At 41.6% G+C, this 18,531-nt stretch carries 15 protein-coding genes; 4 read left to right on the top strand and 11 right to left on the bottom strand.

Annotated features, from left to right (window positions below):
- Window positions 1-3: 3 nt before the first annotated feature.
- Window positions 4-504, bottom strand: coding sequence for a lactoylglutathione lyase family protein (locus AC4E96_RS02660; protein ID WP_488031753.1), 501 nt, complete (start codon window positions 502-504; stop codon window positions 4-6).
- A gap of 137 nt (window positions 505-641) precedes the next feature.
- Between AC4E96_RS02660 and AC4E96_RS02655 the strand changes: the two genes are divergently transcribed.
- Entirely contained in the window at window positions 642-1,511 is an 870-nt protein-coding gene (locus tag AC4E96_RS02655) for a LysR family transcriptional regulator (RefSeq protein WP_490254829.1), read from the top strand.
- Window positions 1,512-1,577: 66 nt separating this feature from the next.
- On the opposite strand, the gene AC4E96_RS02650 is transcribed toward AC4E96_RS02655, so the two are convergent.
- The 6 genes from AC4E96_RS02650 to AC4E96_RS02625 all read right to left on the bottom strand — a co-directional run bounded on the left by AC4E96_RS02650 (window position 1,578) and on the right by AC4E96_RS02625 (window position 9,385).
- Complete coding sequence (locus tag AC4E96_RS02650) at window positions 1,578-2,870, bottom strand: metal-dependent hydrolase family protein (protein ID WP_490254828.1); 1,293 nt, start codon at window positions 2,868-2,870, stop codon at window positions 1,578-1,580.
- 75 nt (window positions 2,871-2,945) lie between these two features.
- A complete protein-coding gene (locus AC4E96_RS02645; RefSeq protein WP_490254827.1) occupies window positions 2,946-5,093 on the bottom strand; it encodes a putative bifunctional diguanylate cyclase/phosphodiesterase in 2,148 nt (715 codons plus the stop codon).
- Window positions 5,090-5,590 carry a Rab family GTPase gene (locus AC4E96_RS02640; RefSeq protein WP_490254826.1) on the bottom strand — a complete coding sequence of 167 codons (501 nt, stop codon included), beginning with the start codon at window positions 5,588-5,590 and terminating at the stop codon, window positions 5,090-5,092. The genes AC4E96_RS02645 and AC4E96_RS02640 overlap by 4 nt, the downstream gene beginning before the upstream one ends.
- A 160-nt stretch (window positions 5,591-5,750) precedes the next feature.
- Entirely contained in the window at window positions 5,751-7,376 is a 1,626-nt protein-coding gene (locus AC4E96_RS02635) for an OmpA family protein (protein ID WP_490254825.1), read from the bottom strand.
- Window positions 7,376-7,933 (bottom strand): hypothetical protein, encoded by a 558-nt coding sequence (locus AC4E96_RS02630; protein ID WP_488031747.1) that lies wholly within the window; start codon window positions 7,931-7,933, stop codon window positions 7,376-7,378. The genes AC4E96_RS02635 and AC4E96_RS02630 overlap by 1 nt, the downstream gene beginning before the upstream one ends.
- A 132-nt stretch (window positions 7,934-8,065) precedes the next feature.
- Window positions 8,066-9,385, bottom strand: a complete 1,320-nt coding sequence (locus AC4E96_RS02625) for a M24 family metallopeptidase (protein ID WP_490254857.1) — start codon at window positions 9,383-9,385, stop codon at window positions 8,066-8,068.
- A gap of 273 nt (window positions 9,386-9,658) precedes the next feature.
- Between AC4E96_RS02625 and yegD the strand changes: the two genes are divergently transcribed.
- A complete protein-coding gene (yegD, locus tag AC4E96_RS02620) occupies window positions 9,659-11,017 on the top strand; it encodes a molecular chaperone (RefSeq protein WP_490254824.1) in 1,359 nt (452 codons plus the stop codon).
- Between the two features lie 132 nt (window positions 11,018-11,149).
- On the opposite strand, the gene AC4E96_RS02615 is transcribed toward yegD, so the two are convergent.
- Both AC4E96_RS02615 and AC4E96_RS02610 read right to left on the bottom strand, forming a co-directional pair.
- Window positions 11,150-12,724 carry an AbgT family transporter gene (locus tag AC4E96_RS02615; protein WP_490254823.1) on the bottom strand — a complete coding sequence of 525 codons (1,575 nt, stop codon included), beginning with the start codon at window positions 12,722-12,724 and terminating at the stop codon, window positions 11,150-11,152.
- 321 nt (window positions 12,725-13,045) lie between these two features.
- Window positions 13,046-14,788 carry a dipeptidyl-peptidase 3 family protein gene (locus tag AC4E96_RS02610; RefSeq protein WP_490254822.1) on the bottom strand — a complete coding sequence of 581 codons (1,743 nt, stop codon included), beginning with the start codon at window positions 14,786-14,788 and terminating at the stop codon, window positions 13,046-13,048.
- Window positions 14,789-15,001: 213 nt separating this feature from the next.
- On the opposite strand from AC4E96_RS02610, the gene AC4E96_RS02605 reads away from it, so the two are divergent.
- Window positions 15,002-16,534 carry a GNAT family N-acetyltransferase gene (locus tag AC4E96_RS02605; protein WP_488031743.1) on the top strand — a complete coding sequence of 511 codons (1,533 nt, stop codon included), beginning with the start codon at window positions 15,002-15,004 and terminating at the stop codon, window positions 16,532-16,534.
- Between the two features lie 76 nt (window positions 16,535-16,610).
- On the top strand, window positions 16,611-17,444 hold the full coding sequence (locus tag AC4E96_RS02600) for an SDR family NAD(P)-dependent oxidoreductase (protein WP_490254821.1): 834 nt from the start codon (window positions 16,611-16,613) through the stop codon (window positions 17,442-17,444).
- 16 nt (window positions 17,445-17,460) lie between these two features.
- Here the strand turns inward: AC4E96_RS02600 and AC4E96_RS02595 are convergent, their stop codons facing one another.
- Window positions 17,461-17,904, bottom strand: a complete 444-nt coding sequence (locus AC4E96_RS02595) for a hypothetical protein (RefSeq protein ID WP_488031741.1) — start codon at window positions 17,902-17,904, stop codon at window positions 17,461-17,463.
- 66 nt (window positions 17,905-17,970) lie between these two features.
- Window positions 17,971-18,531, bottom strand: a 561-nt coding sequence (locus AC4E96_RS02590) for a sodium:solute symporter family transporter (RefSeq protein ID WP_490254820.1), incomplete at its 5' end; no start/stop codon positions are given.

Here is an 18,531-nt window from a genome sequence, read left to right as displayed (position 1 = left end):
ATTTTAGTAAGCGCCAGCACTGTAAATTAACTCGTAACTATGGCTGTAAATCTCGAGGATATTTCCGAATGGGTCTTCCATATAAATCATTCGATAAGGCTTTTCGCCTGGGTAATAATAACGAGGTTTTTCCATACGGCGTTTACCACCTGCAGCAACAATTTTGTCAGCTAATTCCTCGACATTTGGGTCTTGAACACAGAAGTGGAAAATTCCAGTCTTCCAGTATTCGAAGTTATCCTCTGGGTTTTGTTGGTTTTTAAATTGGAATAGCTCAACACCAATTCTATCGCCAGTTGAAAGGTGAGCTATTCTAAAGCTTCCCCAGCCTGGGCCAAAAACATCGGTGCACATTTCTGAAATGGCCGTTCCATCTTCATTGATGTCGGTTGGTTCCATGATTAAGTACCAACCTAAAACATCTTGATAAAACTTAACTGCGGCTTCTAAATCCGGAACAGAAATTCCGATGTGTGAAAACGTTCTTGGATAAACATTTGCCATTTACCTACTCCTTATGAGCTTAAAATGCGAATCAATTAATCAACGACACAGAGTGTAGTTAAGGAGTGTTATTAAATAAAATTATCATTTATTATTATTTTGATAACAAAATGTAAATTTAAGGGCTTGAGGCTAATATGCTCAATATTAACTGGTTAAACACGTTCTGTGTTTTGGTAGAAACAAAGCACTTCACCAAAACGGCTCAGAGGCTTTATATGACTCAGGCGGGGGTAAGCCAGCAAATCAAAAAACTAGAAAATTATTTGGGTATCGAATTAATTGTCCGCGAAGGCAAGTCTTTTTATTTATCTGATGCAGGCCAAACTCTATATGACAAAGGAAAGCTAGTGCTAAGCCAGATAAGTATTTTGGAGGAAAGCGTCAGGGCGGATGACCCATTCCAAGGTCAAGTAAGTCTAAAAACGCCTGGTAGTGCCGGATTGAGGTTATATTCGAAGTTATTGCAACTCCAAGAAACGCACCCTGGTTTAATCATGGATCACCGATTTGCCCCTAACGAAGAGATTGTTAGAGATGTGGTCAACAACAATATTGATATTGGTCTTGTCACGGAAAAAACGCGTGCCCCTGATGTTTATTTTGAGCGTTTAGGAAATGAAAGGTTGCGATTGGTTACGGCGAAATCCGTCACTTCTGTTTCTTGGGAAACGCTTAAATCACTGGGGTTTATTAATCATCCAGACGGTGCTCATCATGCCTCACTGTTACTAGGGGCCAACTTTGCTGAGTTCACTGATGTAAACGACTTTCGTAGTAGTGGCTTTTCCAATCAAATTGGGTTGATATTGGAGCCTGTTATTCGAGAGCTAGGTTTTACTGTCTTACCTGAATACGCAATAGAACAATTCCCTGAAAAGTCGCAACTGAGCGTTCACGAATTAGCAAAGCCGATTTCAGAGCCGTTGTATGCGGTTTTAAAAAGAAACAAGAGTTTATCGGCTCGATGCCAAATGGTGCTAGAAGAAATGAAACGTTGGTTATAAGTAGGAAAGAAAAAAGAGCCAATAAGGCTCTTTGTTTTGATTTAGTCTTGTTTTAGAGCAGTGGTATTACTTCTGATGTTTGTATACTGTACCGTCTTTCATTACAAATTGGACATTTTGCATTAAGGTAATATCTTTTAAAGGGTCACCTTTAACCGCAACTAAGTCGGCCAGTTTACCTTTTTCTACTGTGCCGAGTTCATCCAAAATATTAAGTAATTCAGCACTGTTATAGGTGGCGCTTCGAATTGCATCGATAGGTTTCATCCCAGCATCAACCATGAGCTTAAACTCTAGGCCATTATCACCGTGGGCTGAAACTCCAGAGTCGGTACCAAATGCTATTTTGACTCCGGCCTTGTACGCTTTTCCAAAAGTGTTTTGAATCAAAGGCCCAATTTTTGTGGCTTTAGGTCGAACTAGTTCTGGGAAAAATCCTTTAATCTTGGCTTTTTCAGCCACCCAGTTTCCTGCCATTACAGTGGGAACGTAAAAGGTTCCGTGTTTTTTCATTAACGAAAATATTTCATCATCCATATAAGTGCCATGTTCAATAGAGGTGACACCAGCTTTAATCGCACGTTTCATTCCTTCTTTGCCGTGTGCATGAACGGCAACTGTCATCCCATAATCATTGGCAGTATCGACAATGGCTTTTAATTCATCGTTCATGAATTGCGGATTTTGGCCGCTTTTGGCAACACTTAAAACACCCCCAGTAGCGGTAATTTTAATTAGGTCTGCGCCGTCTTTGTAGCGTTGTCTAACCGCTTTTCTCGCATCGGCAACACCATTAACTACACCTTCTTTTGGGCCTGGGTCGCCAGCGATTGATTGAGCAAAACCATTGGTTGGGTCAGCGTGACCGCCTGTGGTTGCTATTGATTTTGCAGCCGTATAAATACGAGGTCCAGTAATCATGCCTTTATTAATCGCATTCCTGAGAGCGACAGAACTATTGTAAGCATCACCCAAATTTCGAACCGTAGTAAAGCCAGCATCTAACGTACGTTCGGCATAGACGACACCCTTTAACGCATAGTCTGCTGCATTTAATTTGAAGCCATCAAGATAACTAGCCATGCCTGAGTGCTCGTTTGTTACATGAGTGTGCATATCCATTAGGCCCGGCATGACAGTCGCGTCACTTAAGTCAATGACAGAGTCTGATTTTTTGGGTTTGGTGAAACCCTTTTTGATGTCTTTTATTCGGTTACCATCGATAATGACGGAGACTTTGCTTAGGACCTTATCTGAGTTTGCCGGGATTAGTTTGCCTGCGTGAATAATAGTATCGGCCAAGGCAGGTTGGCTAAGTAAAATCGAACCAATGGCTAGACTTAATAATTGTTTCTTCATGGGTGCTCCTCGCCCTTATTGTTATTCATTTTTACCCGTAACAAAGCACCTAATTTTAGGGAACAAGTCGTTCTCTTAGAACTTTGTAGATAAGGTTTTACTGTTGAGTAATTCGATAAATGATTCGAGCTTAACAGGTCGACTGAATAAATAACCTTGCACCGAATTACAATCATTGTCTATTAAAAAGTCTAATTGTTCGGTGGTTTCGACACCTTCTGCGATGACTTTAAGGTTGAGGTTGTGGGCCATACCAATCACTGCTTTGACAATGGCTTTGTCGTTTTCATCGGTGGCAATGTCTTGGACAAAAGACCGATCTATTTTGAGGTAATCAATGGGTAATTTTTTGAGGTACGATAAAGAGCTGTAGCCAGTGCCGAAGTCATCAACACTAACGGTTAAACCATAATCTCTTATTTTATTAAGTAGAATGTCAGTGTTGGTATAATTTTCTACTAATACACCTTCGGTAACTTCAATTTCTAATCGTTTAGGGTCAACATTATATTTAGTAATGCAAGCACACAGATAATTATAGAGGTCCTCATCATAGACTTGTGAAGGGGATAAGTTCATCGAGACTTTAATATCGTGATTCTTATCTGCCAATTCCTGTGCAACCTGACAAGCTCGACTAATGATCCACTTACCTAGCGTAATGATTAGCTCACTCTTTTCGGCGATAGGAATAAAGGTATCAGGGCTGATCAAGCCTTTTTGCGGATGATTCCAGCGTATCAATGCCTCGGCTTTGACGATTCTGTCTTCTGCTAAATCGATAATTGGCTGAAAATAAAGTTCAAACTCGCCCGCCATTATTGCCATTCTCAATTCATTCTCTAGCTCTATTGCTCTGTGCGATTCAGCTTTGAGTTCTGTGTTGTAAAACTGAATATAAGTTTGCTTTTTATTTTTGTTGTTGTGAGCACTTAAGTCGACAAACCGCATCAGTTCGGCGACTGATTGAGCGTCTTTGGGGTAGTTTACGGCGCCAATACTGACCGTAATGTTAAAACGTTGTCCATTTTCGACACTAAATGGTGCACTTAGGACTGCAATGAGCCGACTAATTGCTTTTTGGCAATCTGATTCATTTTGCATGTCGGTCAAAATGACCGCGTATTGGTCCCCGCCGATTCTGGCGACAAAGTCATAATTTTTTATGCTTCTTCGAATGCGTTGGCCGACCTCTCTCAGTAAGTTATCTCCTTCGTCATGCCCATAAAACTCGTTGTATTTTCTGAACTCGTTGATATCGACATACAACAAGTAAAACGAAGTTTGATTGGTGATCTGTTGCTCGAGGGTTTGCCAAAATGAGTAACGGTTAGGTAACTCGGTGAGCATATCTTGTAATGCAAGTTGTTCGTTGCGCTGTACAAGATGTTTAACAGTACTAATGTCATTTACAAAAATAATCCACTGCTTAATTTCATTGAGGTCATTTTTGACAGGATGCATGGAAACTTTTAGCCATTTAACTGTGGTTGGTGGTGCCATCCAACAAAGTTCACCATCCCAGGTCGATTTGCTCAGTACAACTCTCTCGAATTCGGGTAACTGATTTTTGAGTAGAGTTAAAACAATCTTAAGAGGGCTTTGGGGCGCAGAAGACGGATTAATTGGCTGCTCAAATATATTTGTTGCGGCCGTGTTTTCGACAATATGCGTAAAATCTGGGTCAGTAATGAAAACCCCAAATTCTGCTTTTTCAATGACACCACTGATGGCTCTCTGGAGTTGGTTGTTATCTAAAGGATCTTTGAGAATATGAATAAGTCGATTATGTAAATATTCGTTTTGCTCTATCAATCTATCATTGGAGAGCAGCATTTCTCTTGCTGCCTGCAAGGTGTTTTGTCGAAATGTAAACTCCTCGGATTGATTGGCGATAAGTAAAAAACAATGACTGTCTTGTTTAATCGCGGTAGCTTCGAGATGTATCTCCTTTCCATCCGGTAAATCTTCAGTGAATAAGCCTGATTTTACTTTTCTATTCGTATTACCGGACCACACAATTCGCGCATCATGCAGAAAGTCATTTAAGAATGGGACTCTATCATCAACATTGACTAAGACAGACTTTCTTAATTCAGGAAATAATAAGGTTGACCATGCACTTTCGCCTTGGATGAGGCGCAGCTGATCGGATTGCATGCTGGTGGCCTCCAAAACGATTTGATCCATAGCCTTTAAAAAGTCATTCAAAAGCGCGGTCATTCGTCTTCTCGTAAAAAGTGCTCGGCTAAGCGCTCGAACATCAGCTCAACATTGTCACCGGTTTTGGCACTGGTATTAAAATGAAAATCAAAGGAGCGTTTGTTGTTTTCTATGTCTTCTTCAGGCATCGGCCAATTTTGAGTTAAGTCAGATTTGTTGATGGCCAGTACTGAAGGGCATGTCACTGCACCTTGTGCAAGAGATTGAATATTCATGCCATCCAAAAAGCTGGACATCCGAGTTTGATCGACAACAACGATATAGGCAGCCGCGCCCCGTAAATATCGCTCTTGAAACAGGTTATAACGGTCGTTACCCTCAATGTCCCACAAAATAAACTGGATTTGTTGGCCGTTAACTTCAACTAATTTTTTATCTACTTTAACGCCTATTGTTGTTAGATACCGCTCGTTGAAGATACCGTCAACAAATTGTCTGATTAAGCTTGTTTTCCCGACACTTGAGGCGCCTAATAAACAAATTTTCTTTTGAATCAAATTTTGCTCCCAGACAAATTGAACATTACAAAGGGCAAACAATGCATCATGATGTTATGTGGATTATTCGATACTTATTTTATTTGAAAATTACCGTAACCTTAGTGTAGTCGGGATTTTAAAAACTGATAAATCAAAGTGATTCTTCGAAATTGTGACTTTACTTTGGTTGGTTTGTAGACGCCCGGTTCGTGGTAATTACGTTAAACAACACGGTTCTAGAGCTTTGTTTGATTGTTTCTAATTCAATCTGACCAAGTCCTTTGGTATATAAAATTGACTTAGGTAAATCTTGGTCCAACAGTGCTTTGGCAACGTTTTCTGCACGACGCTTGCTCAAGCGAAGATTTCGCTGCGGATTTCCGCTGCCATCAGATGCGCCGATTATTAATAGGCCAAACTGACGGTCGATTTGAACACCGATCTCTAACAACTCTTTTAGCTTTTGAGCCACTAATTCGACGGTTAATTGAGTATCTTCATTGAGTTCAGCACTGTTACTCGCAAAATTTAGTTGGGTGCCACTAATTTGATTGACCAGATCTTGAAATCGCGCTTGGACTAACGTCATTTTGGCGTTTTCAATTGATGCGCTCGTTGATTTAATTAATCTACTATCGCGGGAAACATAGGGATGTTCGACAATCGAAAGTTTTTCAAAGTTTAACTGATTTTGCTTTAGCCAATTTTGAATAGTAGTTGACGAGGGATCACGCATAACTTCAATTTTGGCCTCGTGGGGCCAAGGCACATCAATCTGTTTAACGATGATACCAGGTTCTTTGTCTAATTTTGTTAGCTGCTGGGTGAGTTGGCTCGAACTGTAATTGAGATAGCTCAGGTAGCCTAATCCAATAATAAATAGAAACGCAATGATGAGACCATACCAGGGTATTCTTTTTTGTTTTCTTTTTGTCGCCTTTTGTTGAGAGAGTAAACATTCACGTAGTTGAGATTCTGTGTTTTCAAACGGGGTATTGTCACCTTCAAAGTCAGACAAAGGGTCAGTATACAAACTATGAATTTGCTCAAGTGTCAGTTGTAATTGGTCGCTCAGTTGTTGTGGTGGGTTCCCTATTACAGCTGCAACTATGATGGCTTTTGGGCCAGGCTTTATCAATAAATTAAAGTTATCGGTAGAGACGGACTGGAGTTGTTCTCTTTCGCCGTCCCCAGTGTCCAAAAACGAATCACCAACAAAGTCGTTAATCGCGGTAAGCATTGAAGAAATTATGTCAGCGTCGCTTTTTAAATCGTTGTTGTGAGCGACGGAGTTGAGTAATAAGCCAGTTTCGCCATGGATGAGAAAAACGTGCTCAACTCTATATACAAAGGTTTGGGCGGCAACATATTGAGCGTAACCCATGCCAGCCCGCTTGGCTTCTAATCGCCATTTAATACTTTTAATCGTTAAACTACTTTCAATCAGTTGATTGGTCCGCTCTAAAAAGTCCGCTAAAAATGCCGTGACGTATTTTCGTACTAAATTACCCATTAGAGGGTATAAAGAACTGACCATTTTATCGCTGTGATGGGTGACGGACTTTTGAACAGATTCCTCTACTAAAGGTTGTAATACGTTATTGAGCGATGCATCTTGTTTTTGGCGATCAAAAATAGCCTCTGTGATGACTTCGGTGACAAGGTGGCGAGCGTCATTTCGTAGTACTTCTTTTACCAGTTCGTTGTCATGACCAAGAATAATAGAACGCAGCTGCCTTAACTCAGTTTCATCTGGGTCTGAGTGTGTGACCAAGTCTGACTTCTCGGAGGTAGGGCTGCTCATTACAACTGATCATCTTCCAGGTTAGTCGCCATAGCAGCGAGAAGTTTGGCCAATGTTTTACGGTCGGTTTTAGAGGAGCTTAGTTCTTTAGACACGTCTTCTAAATATGTTTTAAGTTGCTCGAGCTGCTCGGTAAAGTGGCTTGAAAGGCGCTGATTCTCTCTTTCTACCGAAGCTTCTAACTCTTTTAATTCATCTTGAGAGCTTGCTGCTAACATTTCAAGTTCGCTATTAAGAGAGCTCAACTGTTGAGAATGCTGTTGATGATTATCATTGTGCTGGTTGTCGACTTCATCAATCTTTTTAGTCAAGGTGGTGAAGTGTTGCTCTACGGTTTCTCCGAGCGATTTTATTTGCCCACTTAAGAGGTCTTCTTGGTCTTTTAGTGATGACTGAAGCTGCTCACGGGTTAGAGTTATTTGTTCAACTAAACGTTGCTCGGCTGCGCCAAAGACAATTTTACGGAGTTGTGTTAGTTCAGATGTGGCGTCCGGTTGTGGTACCTCCGGTGATTCCGTGTTGGCAGATTCGTGCTTAGCGTTGTTTGTTTTGGCCATACGGTTACTCCGTTGAAAGTCAGTTAATTACGATCAAAGTGTAGACAACAAATTCGCAGTTAGAGCATCAAAAACAAAAATATAATGAAAGAGTTACATAAATAAATTAAAAAGGAGCATGGGCTCCTTTTATCATTTACTTTTGATTAGGTGGAACTGAGTTTGGCGTCCATCTAAGTAATATACTTTATGCCCATCAAAAAACGCTTCTTCCTCTAACATGATTCTAATTTCTTTACCCCACTCAGGAATTGAGGTGGCCGCGTTAAGTTCGATTGAATAAGCGGTATTAGGGAACAGAGGGTAATCGCCTCTAAACGGGGTCTCACCTTGGTTGTCCCACATTCCAATAGTCGGTCCTGCGGCATGTCCATGATAGCCAATTGGGTGAGTATAGATAGTTGGCTTAAGGCCTTGCTGAATAGATTTGTTTCTTGCTGACGCTAATATTTCGTTGCCGGTGCGGCCGGTTTTAAACTCACTGATCAATGCATCTTGAACCGCATTACCATTAGCCAAGGCATTGACTAAATAGCTCGGTGCCTCAGTCTCATCAGCGTGCAAAACATAAGCGTGCTGCTGCTGGTCCGAATTTAATCTTAAATAAGTTAAACCAAAGTCCACATGCAACAAGTCACCTGGCATGATGATTTGTCCTTGTGGTCTGTCACTAAATGCTTTGAGTTGATCAAAGTTAGTATTGTCGCTGCGTTGAATTGAGACAGTGGGATGAAACCAATTGGTCATTTTTAATCGTCGGCTTTCTTCCCTTAGCCACCATACGACATCATCCGTTGTTGTCACGCCTGGTGTGATAACTTTATTTGAAAACGCGATGGCAATCATGTGATGACCAACTTGAGTGAGATGTTGATAATACGGTAATTCTTTTGCTGTTCTTGTCTCAAGCCACGCAATAGCTAAAGGTTCGGCTGAGACGACGGAAGCACGCTGTTTTTCAGTTAGCGCGCTCATTAATAAGTCGTGTTCTGTCGCCGTGATACCATCAGTGAGAGCGAAGTGACGACTTTGATTTATTCCAATTTTCTTAGGGTTCTTGGCGTTGATTAAATTGACCAATGCCTGCCATTGATCTGGGTCTTGTTCTTTGTCCCAGGCTTTTTTAAACAAGTCTTGCACCGCGTAACGGGCAATCGCGAACCGCTCAACCTTCTTGCCATTATCAAAAAGAACAAGAATGGTTTGTCGTCTGGCATTTATCCATGAGGATGGCAGCATAGTTTTGAGAACAGGGTCTTCGTTATACTCTCGTGAAGTCAGTATCCACATATCGATACCTGCTCTTCGCATGAGGTTAGGTAAAGTGTTGTCTAGTTTATCTAACAATAATTCATCGATAACGGCGGCGCGTTCTCGCATTGATAAAATATCATCGTAGGGATTTTCGCTCTTATTGCTTTGTGCAAATGAATTGCTCGAAAATGCGATCATAAAGATTAACCACAAGGTCAATGGCGACAAATACTTCTTGTTCAAAATACGAGGGGTGAATCGAGCTAATTGGGAGTGAGACATGGTGTGTCCTTACTGTCGTGTTTCATGCTTTGAATCATTAAAAACATTAAGTGGACTATAAAACCAACAAATAGCGCAATCGTCAATCAACTAAAAATTAGCAAGGGTATTTAGGCTAAAACAGGTTCGAAACGACACGTTCATTCAGCTAAAATATCGGGTTTTGTAGAAGTAATAAATGAGGCAACAATGATTGGGTTTGACTACGGCACGTCTAACTGTGCAGTGGGTATTATGAGTGATGGTAAACCACGTTCTATCAACTTAGGTGACCATGGAAAGTATATGGCGTCGAGCCTCTATGCACCCGATCGCGATGTTATCGTAAATTGGTTACATAAGAATATTAATGAGCCTCATCGCACAGAGTTTAAAAACAAGCGAGGCTTTTTGATCAACAAGGGACAAGAAGCGCTCGAAGACTTGCGTTATGATGGAATTTCTGAGCATCTTTCTTTTGGTCAGTTTGCGCTAGAGCGTTACTTAGAAGACCCAAGTGAAGGGTATTACATCAAATCACCTAAGTCATTTTTGGGTACTAATGGCTTGTTACCCGCACAAATCGGCTTCTTTGAGCACATTGTTGCGGCCATGATGGCGCATGTTAAACAGCATGTCGAAAAAGACTTGGGTAGAGAAGTCTCTCAAGTGGTGATTGGACGTCCGGTCAACTTCCAAGGCCGCAATGCTGAGCAATCTAATAAACAAGCAATTGACGTACTGGTTAATGCCGCTAAGCACGTAGGCTACAAAGATATTGAATTCCAATACGAGCCTGTTGCGGCTGGATTTGAGTTTGAAGCGACTTTAGAAAAAGAAACCCGTGTACTCGTTGTCGATATTGGTGGTGGTACAACGGACTGCTCGATGTTGTTAATGGGGCCTGAGTTCGTTAATAGCGCTAATCGCGAAAACTCATTATTAGGCCACAGTGGTAAGCGTGTTGGCGGTAATGATTTTGATATTCAACTAGCTCTTAAAGGTATTATGCCGAATTTGGGAATGGAAAGTGAGTTAGAGTCTGGTAAGCCTATGCCTGTTAGTAGTTATTTTCAGGCGGCTGCTATTAACGACGTCAATGCTCAGTCTAACTTTTACAGCCCTGAAAACGGCCGCTTTTTAAAAGAGTTAAAACGAGATGCAAAACAGCCTGAGCTGGTGGAACGTCTGCTTAAAACCTACCGTGAAAAGTTGAGTTATCAATTAGTAAACACTGCCGAACAAGCCAAAATTCAGCTGACCGAACACCCTGAACTCGCTGCTGATCTAGGCTATTTAGATAATGATTTGGAACAGCTTATTTCTCGTGAATTAATGGCGCAAGCCAATCAACATCAGCTCAATAATATCGTGGAATTAATGCATGAAGCGGTGGAACAAGCCGGGTGTCAACCAGAAGTAATTTTTGTGACAGGTGGTACGGCAAAATCACCCGTGATTAACGGTCATTTGAAACAACAGTTTGGCGATATTCCAGTCGTAATTGGTGATCACTTTGGTAGTGTCGCGGCTGGTTTGACGCGTTGGGCCGGCAATATTTTCCGTTAATAAAAATGTTGGGGAAATCCCAAGTTAAACGTAAATACACATTTAGCGGTTCATTTATACAAAAAAAGGGTAAAACAATCGTTTTACCCTTTCTTTTTTATCTGCTTTTTCAAGCAGTTTGAGAGTCCGCGATTATGGCGCTATATACTCATAAGTAGCTTGAATACCAAGTGGTAGACCGAGGTGCCAATACGCCATCAAGAATAACGTCCAGACGACTAAGAAACTTACCGAGAAAGGTAACATCATTGACGTCAGGGTACCGATACCAGTATTTGTTACATAACGCTGACAGAACACCACAACTAATGGGAAGTATGGCATAAGAGGCGTAATAATATTGGTACTTGAGTCACCAATACGGTAAGCCGCCTGGGCCAAATCAGGTGAGATACCCAATTGCATTAACATCGGAATGAAAATAGGTGCAAGTAGCGCCCATTTAGCAGAAGCCGAGCCAACGAATAAGTTAATTAGACCAGTAAGCAGGATAATACCTGTAATAGTCACACCGCCTGGAAGGGCAATTTCTTTTAAGAATTCTGCGCCTTTAACTGCGAGTAGAACACCTAAGTTTGATTGACCAAACGCATAAATAAACTGAGCAATAAAGAACATGATTACAAGGTAATAACCCATGCCTTGCATCGCTTTACTCATGCCTTCCACAAATTGCTTAGAATTGCGAATTGAGCCAATCACCGCGCCATAAACTAGACCTGGAATTAAGAACATTAAGAAGATCAGTGGCACAATTGACTTCATGATTGGTGCGGCACCAGTGGTCAGTTCACCGTTGCTGTCGGCCCAAGGCGAGCCTTCGATAGAAGCAGTAAAAATTAACAAAGCGACACTTGCAACAATCGAGAATAAAGACCAGCGCAGTGCGGTTCGCTCAGCATCAGACAGTGGTTCCATGCTCGGTAAGTCTGACAAGTCGCCGTCTAATTTGTTGTTTTGTAGTTTTGGCTCAACAACTTTGTCAGTAATGAACCAACCTAAAAATACAATAACCAAAGTAGATGCACCGGTGAAATAAATGTTGTTAAGTGGGTTTAATACAACACTTGGATCAAGGATTTGTGCACCTGCTTGGGATATACCTTGTAGCATTGGGTCTAAAGCTGATGGCAAAAAGTTTGCCGAGAAACCACCTGATACACCCGCAAATGCAGCGGCAATACCGGCAAGAGGGTGACGACCAGCAGCATAAAATATCACGCCACCAAGCGGTATGACCAAAACGTAACCTGCATCAACCGCAGAGTGACTGATGATACCGATTAGAATGATCATAGGTGTCAGTAACCAAGCTTTGGTTACAGAAAGTAGGGCGCGTAAACCAGCGTTTATAAAGCCAGAGTACTCCGCAACACCGATACCTAACATGGCAACTAACACGACACCAACAGGATGAAAGTGCGAGAAGTTTGTTACCATTGTTGAAGTCAGTTGGGTTAATGAACTGCCTGAAAATTGGTTGTTGATTTGTAAAGCGTCACCAGAACGAGGATCGATGACATTAAAGTCTATGCCTGACAGTGCCCAAGACAACGCCCAAACGATTGCTAATAAAAGAATAAACAAGACCGCTGGATCAGGGAGCTTGTTACCCCAAACTTCAACGAAGTTCAGCATGCGTTGTAAACGCGATGCTTGAGCCTGGTCCGAGCCAGGTTTCTCAGGAGAGGGTTGAGAGTGTTCCATGTAATTAAGCCTATTTTTGTTTTTATTTTTTGTGGGTATTTTTGTGTTGTTAGTTTTAATTAAATATCACAAAAACCTTGGTGGAATAACGTACGTTAAATCGAAGTAAATTTGTAGAACTTTTTACAACAAATCAGGCAAACCGTACGGTCTCTGCAAACAAGCGGTTCATCTAAGGAAAACAATCGATTAATAAAAGAGCAAATAAAATTTAATAAATGGGCTATTGATAGAAAAAATGCCGCGATGGCGGCATTTTTAACTACTTTTTTAGCTTCTAACTTGAAGCTAGCTAACGTTAATTACTCGTCGGCTGACTCGTTAGTCGTTATTTCTAGGGGTGACTGGCGGTAGACCCAATACGTCTTTACCTTGTTTAAACGTAATGTCGACAGGGATATTGGCTTTTGTAAGCTTATCTAAATCAGCTGCCAAGTCGGCGTTGATCAGACCTTTTTCGGCAACTAACTTATCCACACCAGCGTAGTCGCCGTCACCTTGAAGTTTAAGAATTACATTGGTTAAGCCATCAACGGCTTGGTTCATTTTATCCATGTCAACTCGGTAAAAGCCATCTTCACCACGGTTGAAGGCACCTTGCTCTTTAAAGTAATTAAAGCGAACCATGTTGGCTTTACCGTGTGCAGAGCTTGCTCCAAAACGCACTGAACGGAAGATACCCGCTAAGAAAGTGGTGTAATAATCTTCTAGCTTTCCTTCTGTCATTGCGCCGTTTTCAAGTAACTGACGGATCATATACAAACCAAGAATATCGGCTTTGCCTTCTTCTAGTGCAGAGGCGTGCTCTTTAAGCGCCTGACGGACAGTACCTTTACCGTTAATTGTATTTTTGATACCTAAACCATGCGCCACTTCGTGGAACATAGTATTAGCAAAAAACGCATTAAAGGTGATGTTGTCACGCTGCTCCGGTGCAATTAACTCCTGTGCGATTGGCACAAGGATATGGTCAAACTTGGCCTGCATGGCGTTTTTCAGTTGTAGGCGACGAGTGCCTTTTTGTAGCTGAACTTCTTCATCGTTAGGTAAATTAATGGCGATAGTTTTGCCACCTGCATTTGAGTGTCCAGCGTAATAAATCACATCATAAGCGTTTAGGTCAGCATCTGAACCTGGCATTTCTTTTTTATATTCAGCAGGGACGGGCATATTCTTTTGCAGTTCTGGTAAGTAAGCCGCGTACTTTGCTAAGCGTTCACTCCACGCCATGTCTTTGATAAGCACGTAAGACTCAAAGGCCGCTCGATAACCAAATAATTGGTCTTCATAGGTCTCGATTGCGCCAATAACAACATCAACTGGATTGGTTTTCATGTCCATCCAAGCAAAATCAGAAGGCTGATAGTTATCGGTTACTAATGCTTCGGCGCGCATTAACAAGTAGTTTTTAAAAGACTCATCTTCAGCATAAGAAGCCGCTTGAATCAAAAGGGCAGCAGCACGTTTTAACTCACCCTGATATTTACTGTGATAAGGAACCAAGCGAATTGAACCGTCCTTGCGACGTTCTAACACCGAATAAAGGCCGCGTTTACCTTCAATATCCAATGCTTCAAATTCTTCTTTGGTCATATCCTCAGGGTAGAAGCCTGCACCTAATGGTTTTTCACCGAACGGCGATAAAAATGCTTTGTCACCATTTAAGCGATCCCAAGGACCGTAATTAATTTCAGCGAACTCGCGAACTTTAGGGTCGTCAATTTTAGCTAAGAATTTGTTTTTGTTTTGACCAAAAGCTTGCTGCCAAAACAATTTATCCATCTCGACAGACGCATCTATTAATAATGAGAGCATGCTTCTTTGACGATCAGATAGGTGAGATAAGTCAGCGGTTAATTCAACTGGGTGGTAAATGTCCAGTCGAGACTTAGGAGCGATAAACTCTAGCTTTTGATTATCTAGGTCAATATCTGACACATTAACGGTCAACTCTGGAGCCGAGATCTCTGACTCTGAAGAAGTGGTTTGTTCTGGTGCTTTAGAACAAGCACTTAGCAAACTAACGGCGATAGCCGACAAGGCGAGCTGTTTGAATGACGTCATGGAGAATATTCCTTTAAATGATTGTTTTTTCTTTGCGGTACTTTAACACTTAAGGTTAGTACTTTTCTCAAAAATATAGGATTTATATGCACGTGTAGTGGTTTTACTTCATTGAGCATTTGATATTTTAATCTAAGATAAAGTCAAAGCAGCTTGGCTTAGATATTGTTTTGCTTTTTTGACTTAGTTTTTGCCATGAATTAGGGAGTAGGCATGTCCACAGAAACCACGTTGTTAGAAATATGTAATTTAACAAAGGCGCAGTATCCACAAATAAAAGAATTGATGGATGAGGCATACCCTGATTTAGGCGGAGCATGGCCAAGTCACACCATTTTCCGATTAATTGATCAATTTCCAGAAGGTCAAATAGGTATTGTTGATGACGGTAAAATTGTCGGTATTGCTTTAAGCGTACAGGTCGACTATGGGCGGTTTTCTAATCCGCATACCTATGAAGACATTGTCGATGGCCATGACCGCGTTTATAGCGATGAAATGGGTGATGCCATGTATGGTCTTGATGTCGTGATTGCGGCAAGTCACCGTGGCATGAGATTGGGCCGCCGTTTGTATGACGCCCGCAAGGAATTATGTCGACAATACAACCTTCGCGCTATTTTAGCCGGTGGTCGCATTCCTCTTTACCACAATTACAGCGATGAAATGTCGCCAACCGAATACATTGAAAAAGTGGATAAAAAGGAAATCTACGACCCTATTTTATCGTTTCAATTGTCGAATGACTTCCAAGTAAAACGACTGCTCAAAAAGTACCTTCCTGAAGATCAAGACTCTGTTGGGTATGCGACGTTGTTGGAGTGGAACAATATTATGTACGAGCCAACGGATACCGTCCTCGAATCGACAAAGTCGGTGGTCAGGGTTGGTGCGGTTCAATGGCAGATGCGTTGTGTTGAGTCCGTAGAGGAGCTGCTCAAACAAGTAGAATACTTTGTTGATACCGTGTCAGACTATCAAAGTGACTTTATCCTTTTTCCGGAGTTCTTTAATGCACCTCTGATGGGACTAGGTCCACAAAAGAATCAAACTGAAGCTATTCGTTTTTTGGCGGAATACACAGAAACGTTTAAAGAGGCCATGTCTCGCATGGCGGTCGAATACAACGCTAATATTATTACCGGCTCAATGCCGCTTGCCGAAGATGACAACATCTACAACGTCACTTATTTGTGCCACAGAAGCGGTAAGATAGACGAGCAACGAAAAATTCACATTACCCCACACGAGCAAAACGACTGGGTAATTCAAGGCGGTGACAAAATCGCTGTATTTGAGACAGATGCAGGCCGAGTTGGTATTCAAATTTGTTATGACGTTGAGTTTCCTGAATTAACACGAATTCAAGCCAAACAAGGGTTGGATATCTTATTTGTACCTTTTTGGACAGATACTAAAAATAGCTACTTACGAGTTCGCCATTGCGCACAAGCACGAGCCATCGAAAACGAGTGTTATGTGGTTATTGCGGGCTCTGTCGGTAATTTACCTGAAGTTGAAAGCTTGGATGTGCAATATGCACAATCTGCCGTGTTAACGCCATCGGATTTTCCATTCCCCCACGATGCGACATTAAACGAAGCGACACCAAATACAGAGATGCTGTTATTTAGTGATTTGGACATGGACAAATTGAAGGTGTTACACAGTGAAGGGACGGTAAGAAACTTAAAAGACAGAAGGGAGGATATGTACGACGTGATTCTTAAAAACTCTTTACCTTGATTAAATTTACACACCAAAATAAACCCAATGTCGGATAATTAGTGCTTATAGGCCAAAGTAATGAGGAACTTTGTTGATGAAAAAGTCGATATTTATCACTGGAGCAACGGATGGCATAGGTTATGAGGCTGCCAAAAAGTTAGCTTCACATGGACATAACCTGTGGGTCCATGGCCGAAATAAAGAAAAAGTATACCGCCTTAGTCGGGCATTAAAAGACCAATACTCTGAGGTTAACGTTGTTCCTCTTGTTGCTGACTTATCGGATTTAAAAACCGTCGATCAATTTGCCCATCAGCTTGTAAGTGAGCTTCCGGAGATTGATGTGATAGTAAATAATGCTGGTGTATTCAAAACCGAGCAGGCGAATACATTAGATATGCTTGATATAAGATTTGCAGTGAACACTATCGCTCCTTATATTTTGACCAAGTCGTTGCTTCCTGTTTTATCTTCAATGGGGAGAATCGTTAATGTTGCCTCTGCTGCTCAAGCCCCAATTGATCTAGAAGCCCTTGCAGGCAAAAAACAGCTACCAGACGGTGAGGCATACGCTCAGAGCAAGCTAGCTTTGATAATGTGGACACATTCAATGGCCATTGACGTTGGAAATTCAAAACAACAGATTTTTGCAGTTAATCCGGCTTCTTTGTTGGGGACAAAAATGGTCAAAGAAGGTTATGGCATAGAGGGGAAAGACCTCCGTATTGGAGCAGAAGTACTTTTTAATGCTGCTACAGGTGAGCAATTCTCCAATGCTCATGGCAAGTATTTTGATAACGATATCGGTAAGTTCTCTAATCCACACCCAGATGTGTTTAATGCGGCAAAAGTAGATGATTTTATTAATACTATGGAACAAATCATTATTGAGGTTGCTATGACTAATTCGGGGTCAATGAGCGCATAAGTCTTTCGTTGAGCGATCAGTTATATTTTTGGGTATACACTTCACTAATGTAGTGGCCGCCTTTAATCTTTGCGATGATTCGAAGCGTCACACCATCTTTGGTCGTATTCAGTTCTTCGGTCAGTTTGGTCTTAGTTTGCCAGTAAAAGGGACTATCACTCATACTCAAACTATATTGCGCAGGGACCTCATCGATATCAGATAAAATAAATAACGTTGCTTCATCAAGAGCATAAGTCGAGTTGACTATGGTGTTTTCGTTTTCTTGATAAATGTTTATTTTTAATTCTCCTGATTCGACAACACAGGACTTAGCTAATACATCACACACACCAACTGGGTCGAGTGCGATGACTTTGTTTTTCTGTGCTTGCTGTTCAAGGTATAAGTCAGATAAAACGTACCCACCAATGAGTAAAAATGGCGCAACAAACATGGCGGTTTTGGTGTGTTTATTCATTTGTTCACCTCTTCTTTCCTATAAATAAAAAAGGCTTCCCGAAGGAAGCCAAGCGTCAACAGACAATTAGTGCGCGTGAGCAGCAGTAGTGCCACCGTGCGGAGTTCTAAAGTTTTCAACAAGATCTTGGATTTCTTGAGGTGCTGGGCCTGTTACTTTTAACATAACAAACGCAACCGTAAAGTTAACCAGCGCACCAACCGCACCAAAGGCGTTAGGTGAAATACCAAAGAACCAGTTTTCTTCAAGGCCACCTAAGAACGACGTACCCGGAATAAACATGATGCCTTTGTGTTGGAATACGTACAGCATTGTCACACCAAGACCAGCACACATACCCGCAACAGCTGCTTTACCACTCATTTTCTTCGAGAAGATACCCATCATCAGCGCTGGGAATAAGCTTGAAGCTGCGAGACCAAAAGCCAATGCCACGGTTCCGGCGGCAAACCCAGGCGGATTGAGTCCGAGGTAACCAGCGACCAGCACCGAAATCGTCATCACTACTCGGCCTGCAAAGAGCTCGTTTTTCTCGGTAATATCTGGTGTCAGAACCCCCTTCATCAAGTCATGTGAGACTGAGGAAGAAATCGCGAGTAACAATCCGGCTGCGGTGGATAGTGCAGC

It is taken from the genome of Psychrosphaera sp. (genome assembly GCF_982872775.1).
The sequence above is the reverse complement of the archived record's forward strand: the minus strand, read 5'-3'. Positions and strand labels throughout refer to the sequence as shown.

Coding starts and splice junctions, on each gene's coding strand:
- AC4E96_RS02660 (WP_488031753.1), bottom strand. CDS start 504: ATGGCAAATGTTTATCCAAGAACGTTTTCACACATCGGAATTTCTGTT.
- AC4E96_RS02600 (WP_490254821.1), top strand. CDS start 16,611: ATGAAAAAGTCGATATTTATCACTGGAGCAACGGATGGCATAGGTTAT.
- AC4E96_RS02625 (WP_490254857.1), bottom strand. CDS start 9,385: ATGATCGCATTTTCGAGCAATTCATTTGCACAAAGCAATAAGAGCGAA.
- AC4E96_RS02595 (WP_488031741.1), bottom strand. CDS start 17,904: ATGAATAAACACACCAAAACCGCCATGTTTGTTGCGCCATTTTTACTC.
- AC4E96_RS02610 (WP_490254822.1), bottom strand. CDS start 14,788: ATGACGTCATTCAAACAGCTCGCCTTGTCGGCTATCGCCGTTAGTTTG.
- AC4E96_RS02645 (WP_490254827.1), bottom strand. CDS start 5,093: ATGACCGCGCTTTTGAATGACTTTTTAAAGGCTATGGATCAAATCGTT.
- AC4E96_RS02630 (WP_488031747.1), bottom strand. CDS start 7,933: ATGGCCAAAACAAACAACGCTAAGCACGAATCTGCCAACACGGAATCA.
- AC4E96_RS02635 (WP_490254825.1), bottom strand. CDS start 7,376: ATGAGCAGCCCTACCTCCGAGAAGTCAGACTTGGTCACACACTCAGAC.
- AC4E96_RS02605 (WP_488031743.1), top strand. CDS start 15,002: ATGTCCACAGAAACCACGTTGTTAGAAATATGTAATTTAACAAAGGCG.
- yegD (WP_490254824.1), top strand. CDS start 9,659: ATGATTGGGTTTGACTACGGCACGTCTAACTGTGCAGTGGGTATTATG.
- AC4E96_RS02615 (WP_490254823.1), bottom strand. CDS start 12,724: ATGGAACACTCTCAACCCTCTCCTGAGAAACCTGGCTCGGACCAGGCT.
- AC4E96_RS02655 (WP_490254829.1), top strand. CDS start 642: ATGCTCAATATTAACTGGTTAAACACGTTCTGTGTTTTGGTAGAAACA.
- AC4E96_RS02650 (WP_490254828.1), bottom strand. CDS start 2,870: ATGAAGAAACAATTATTAAGTCTAGCCATTGGTTCGATTTTACTTAGC.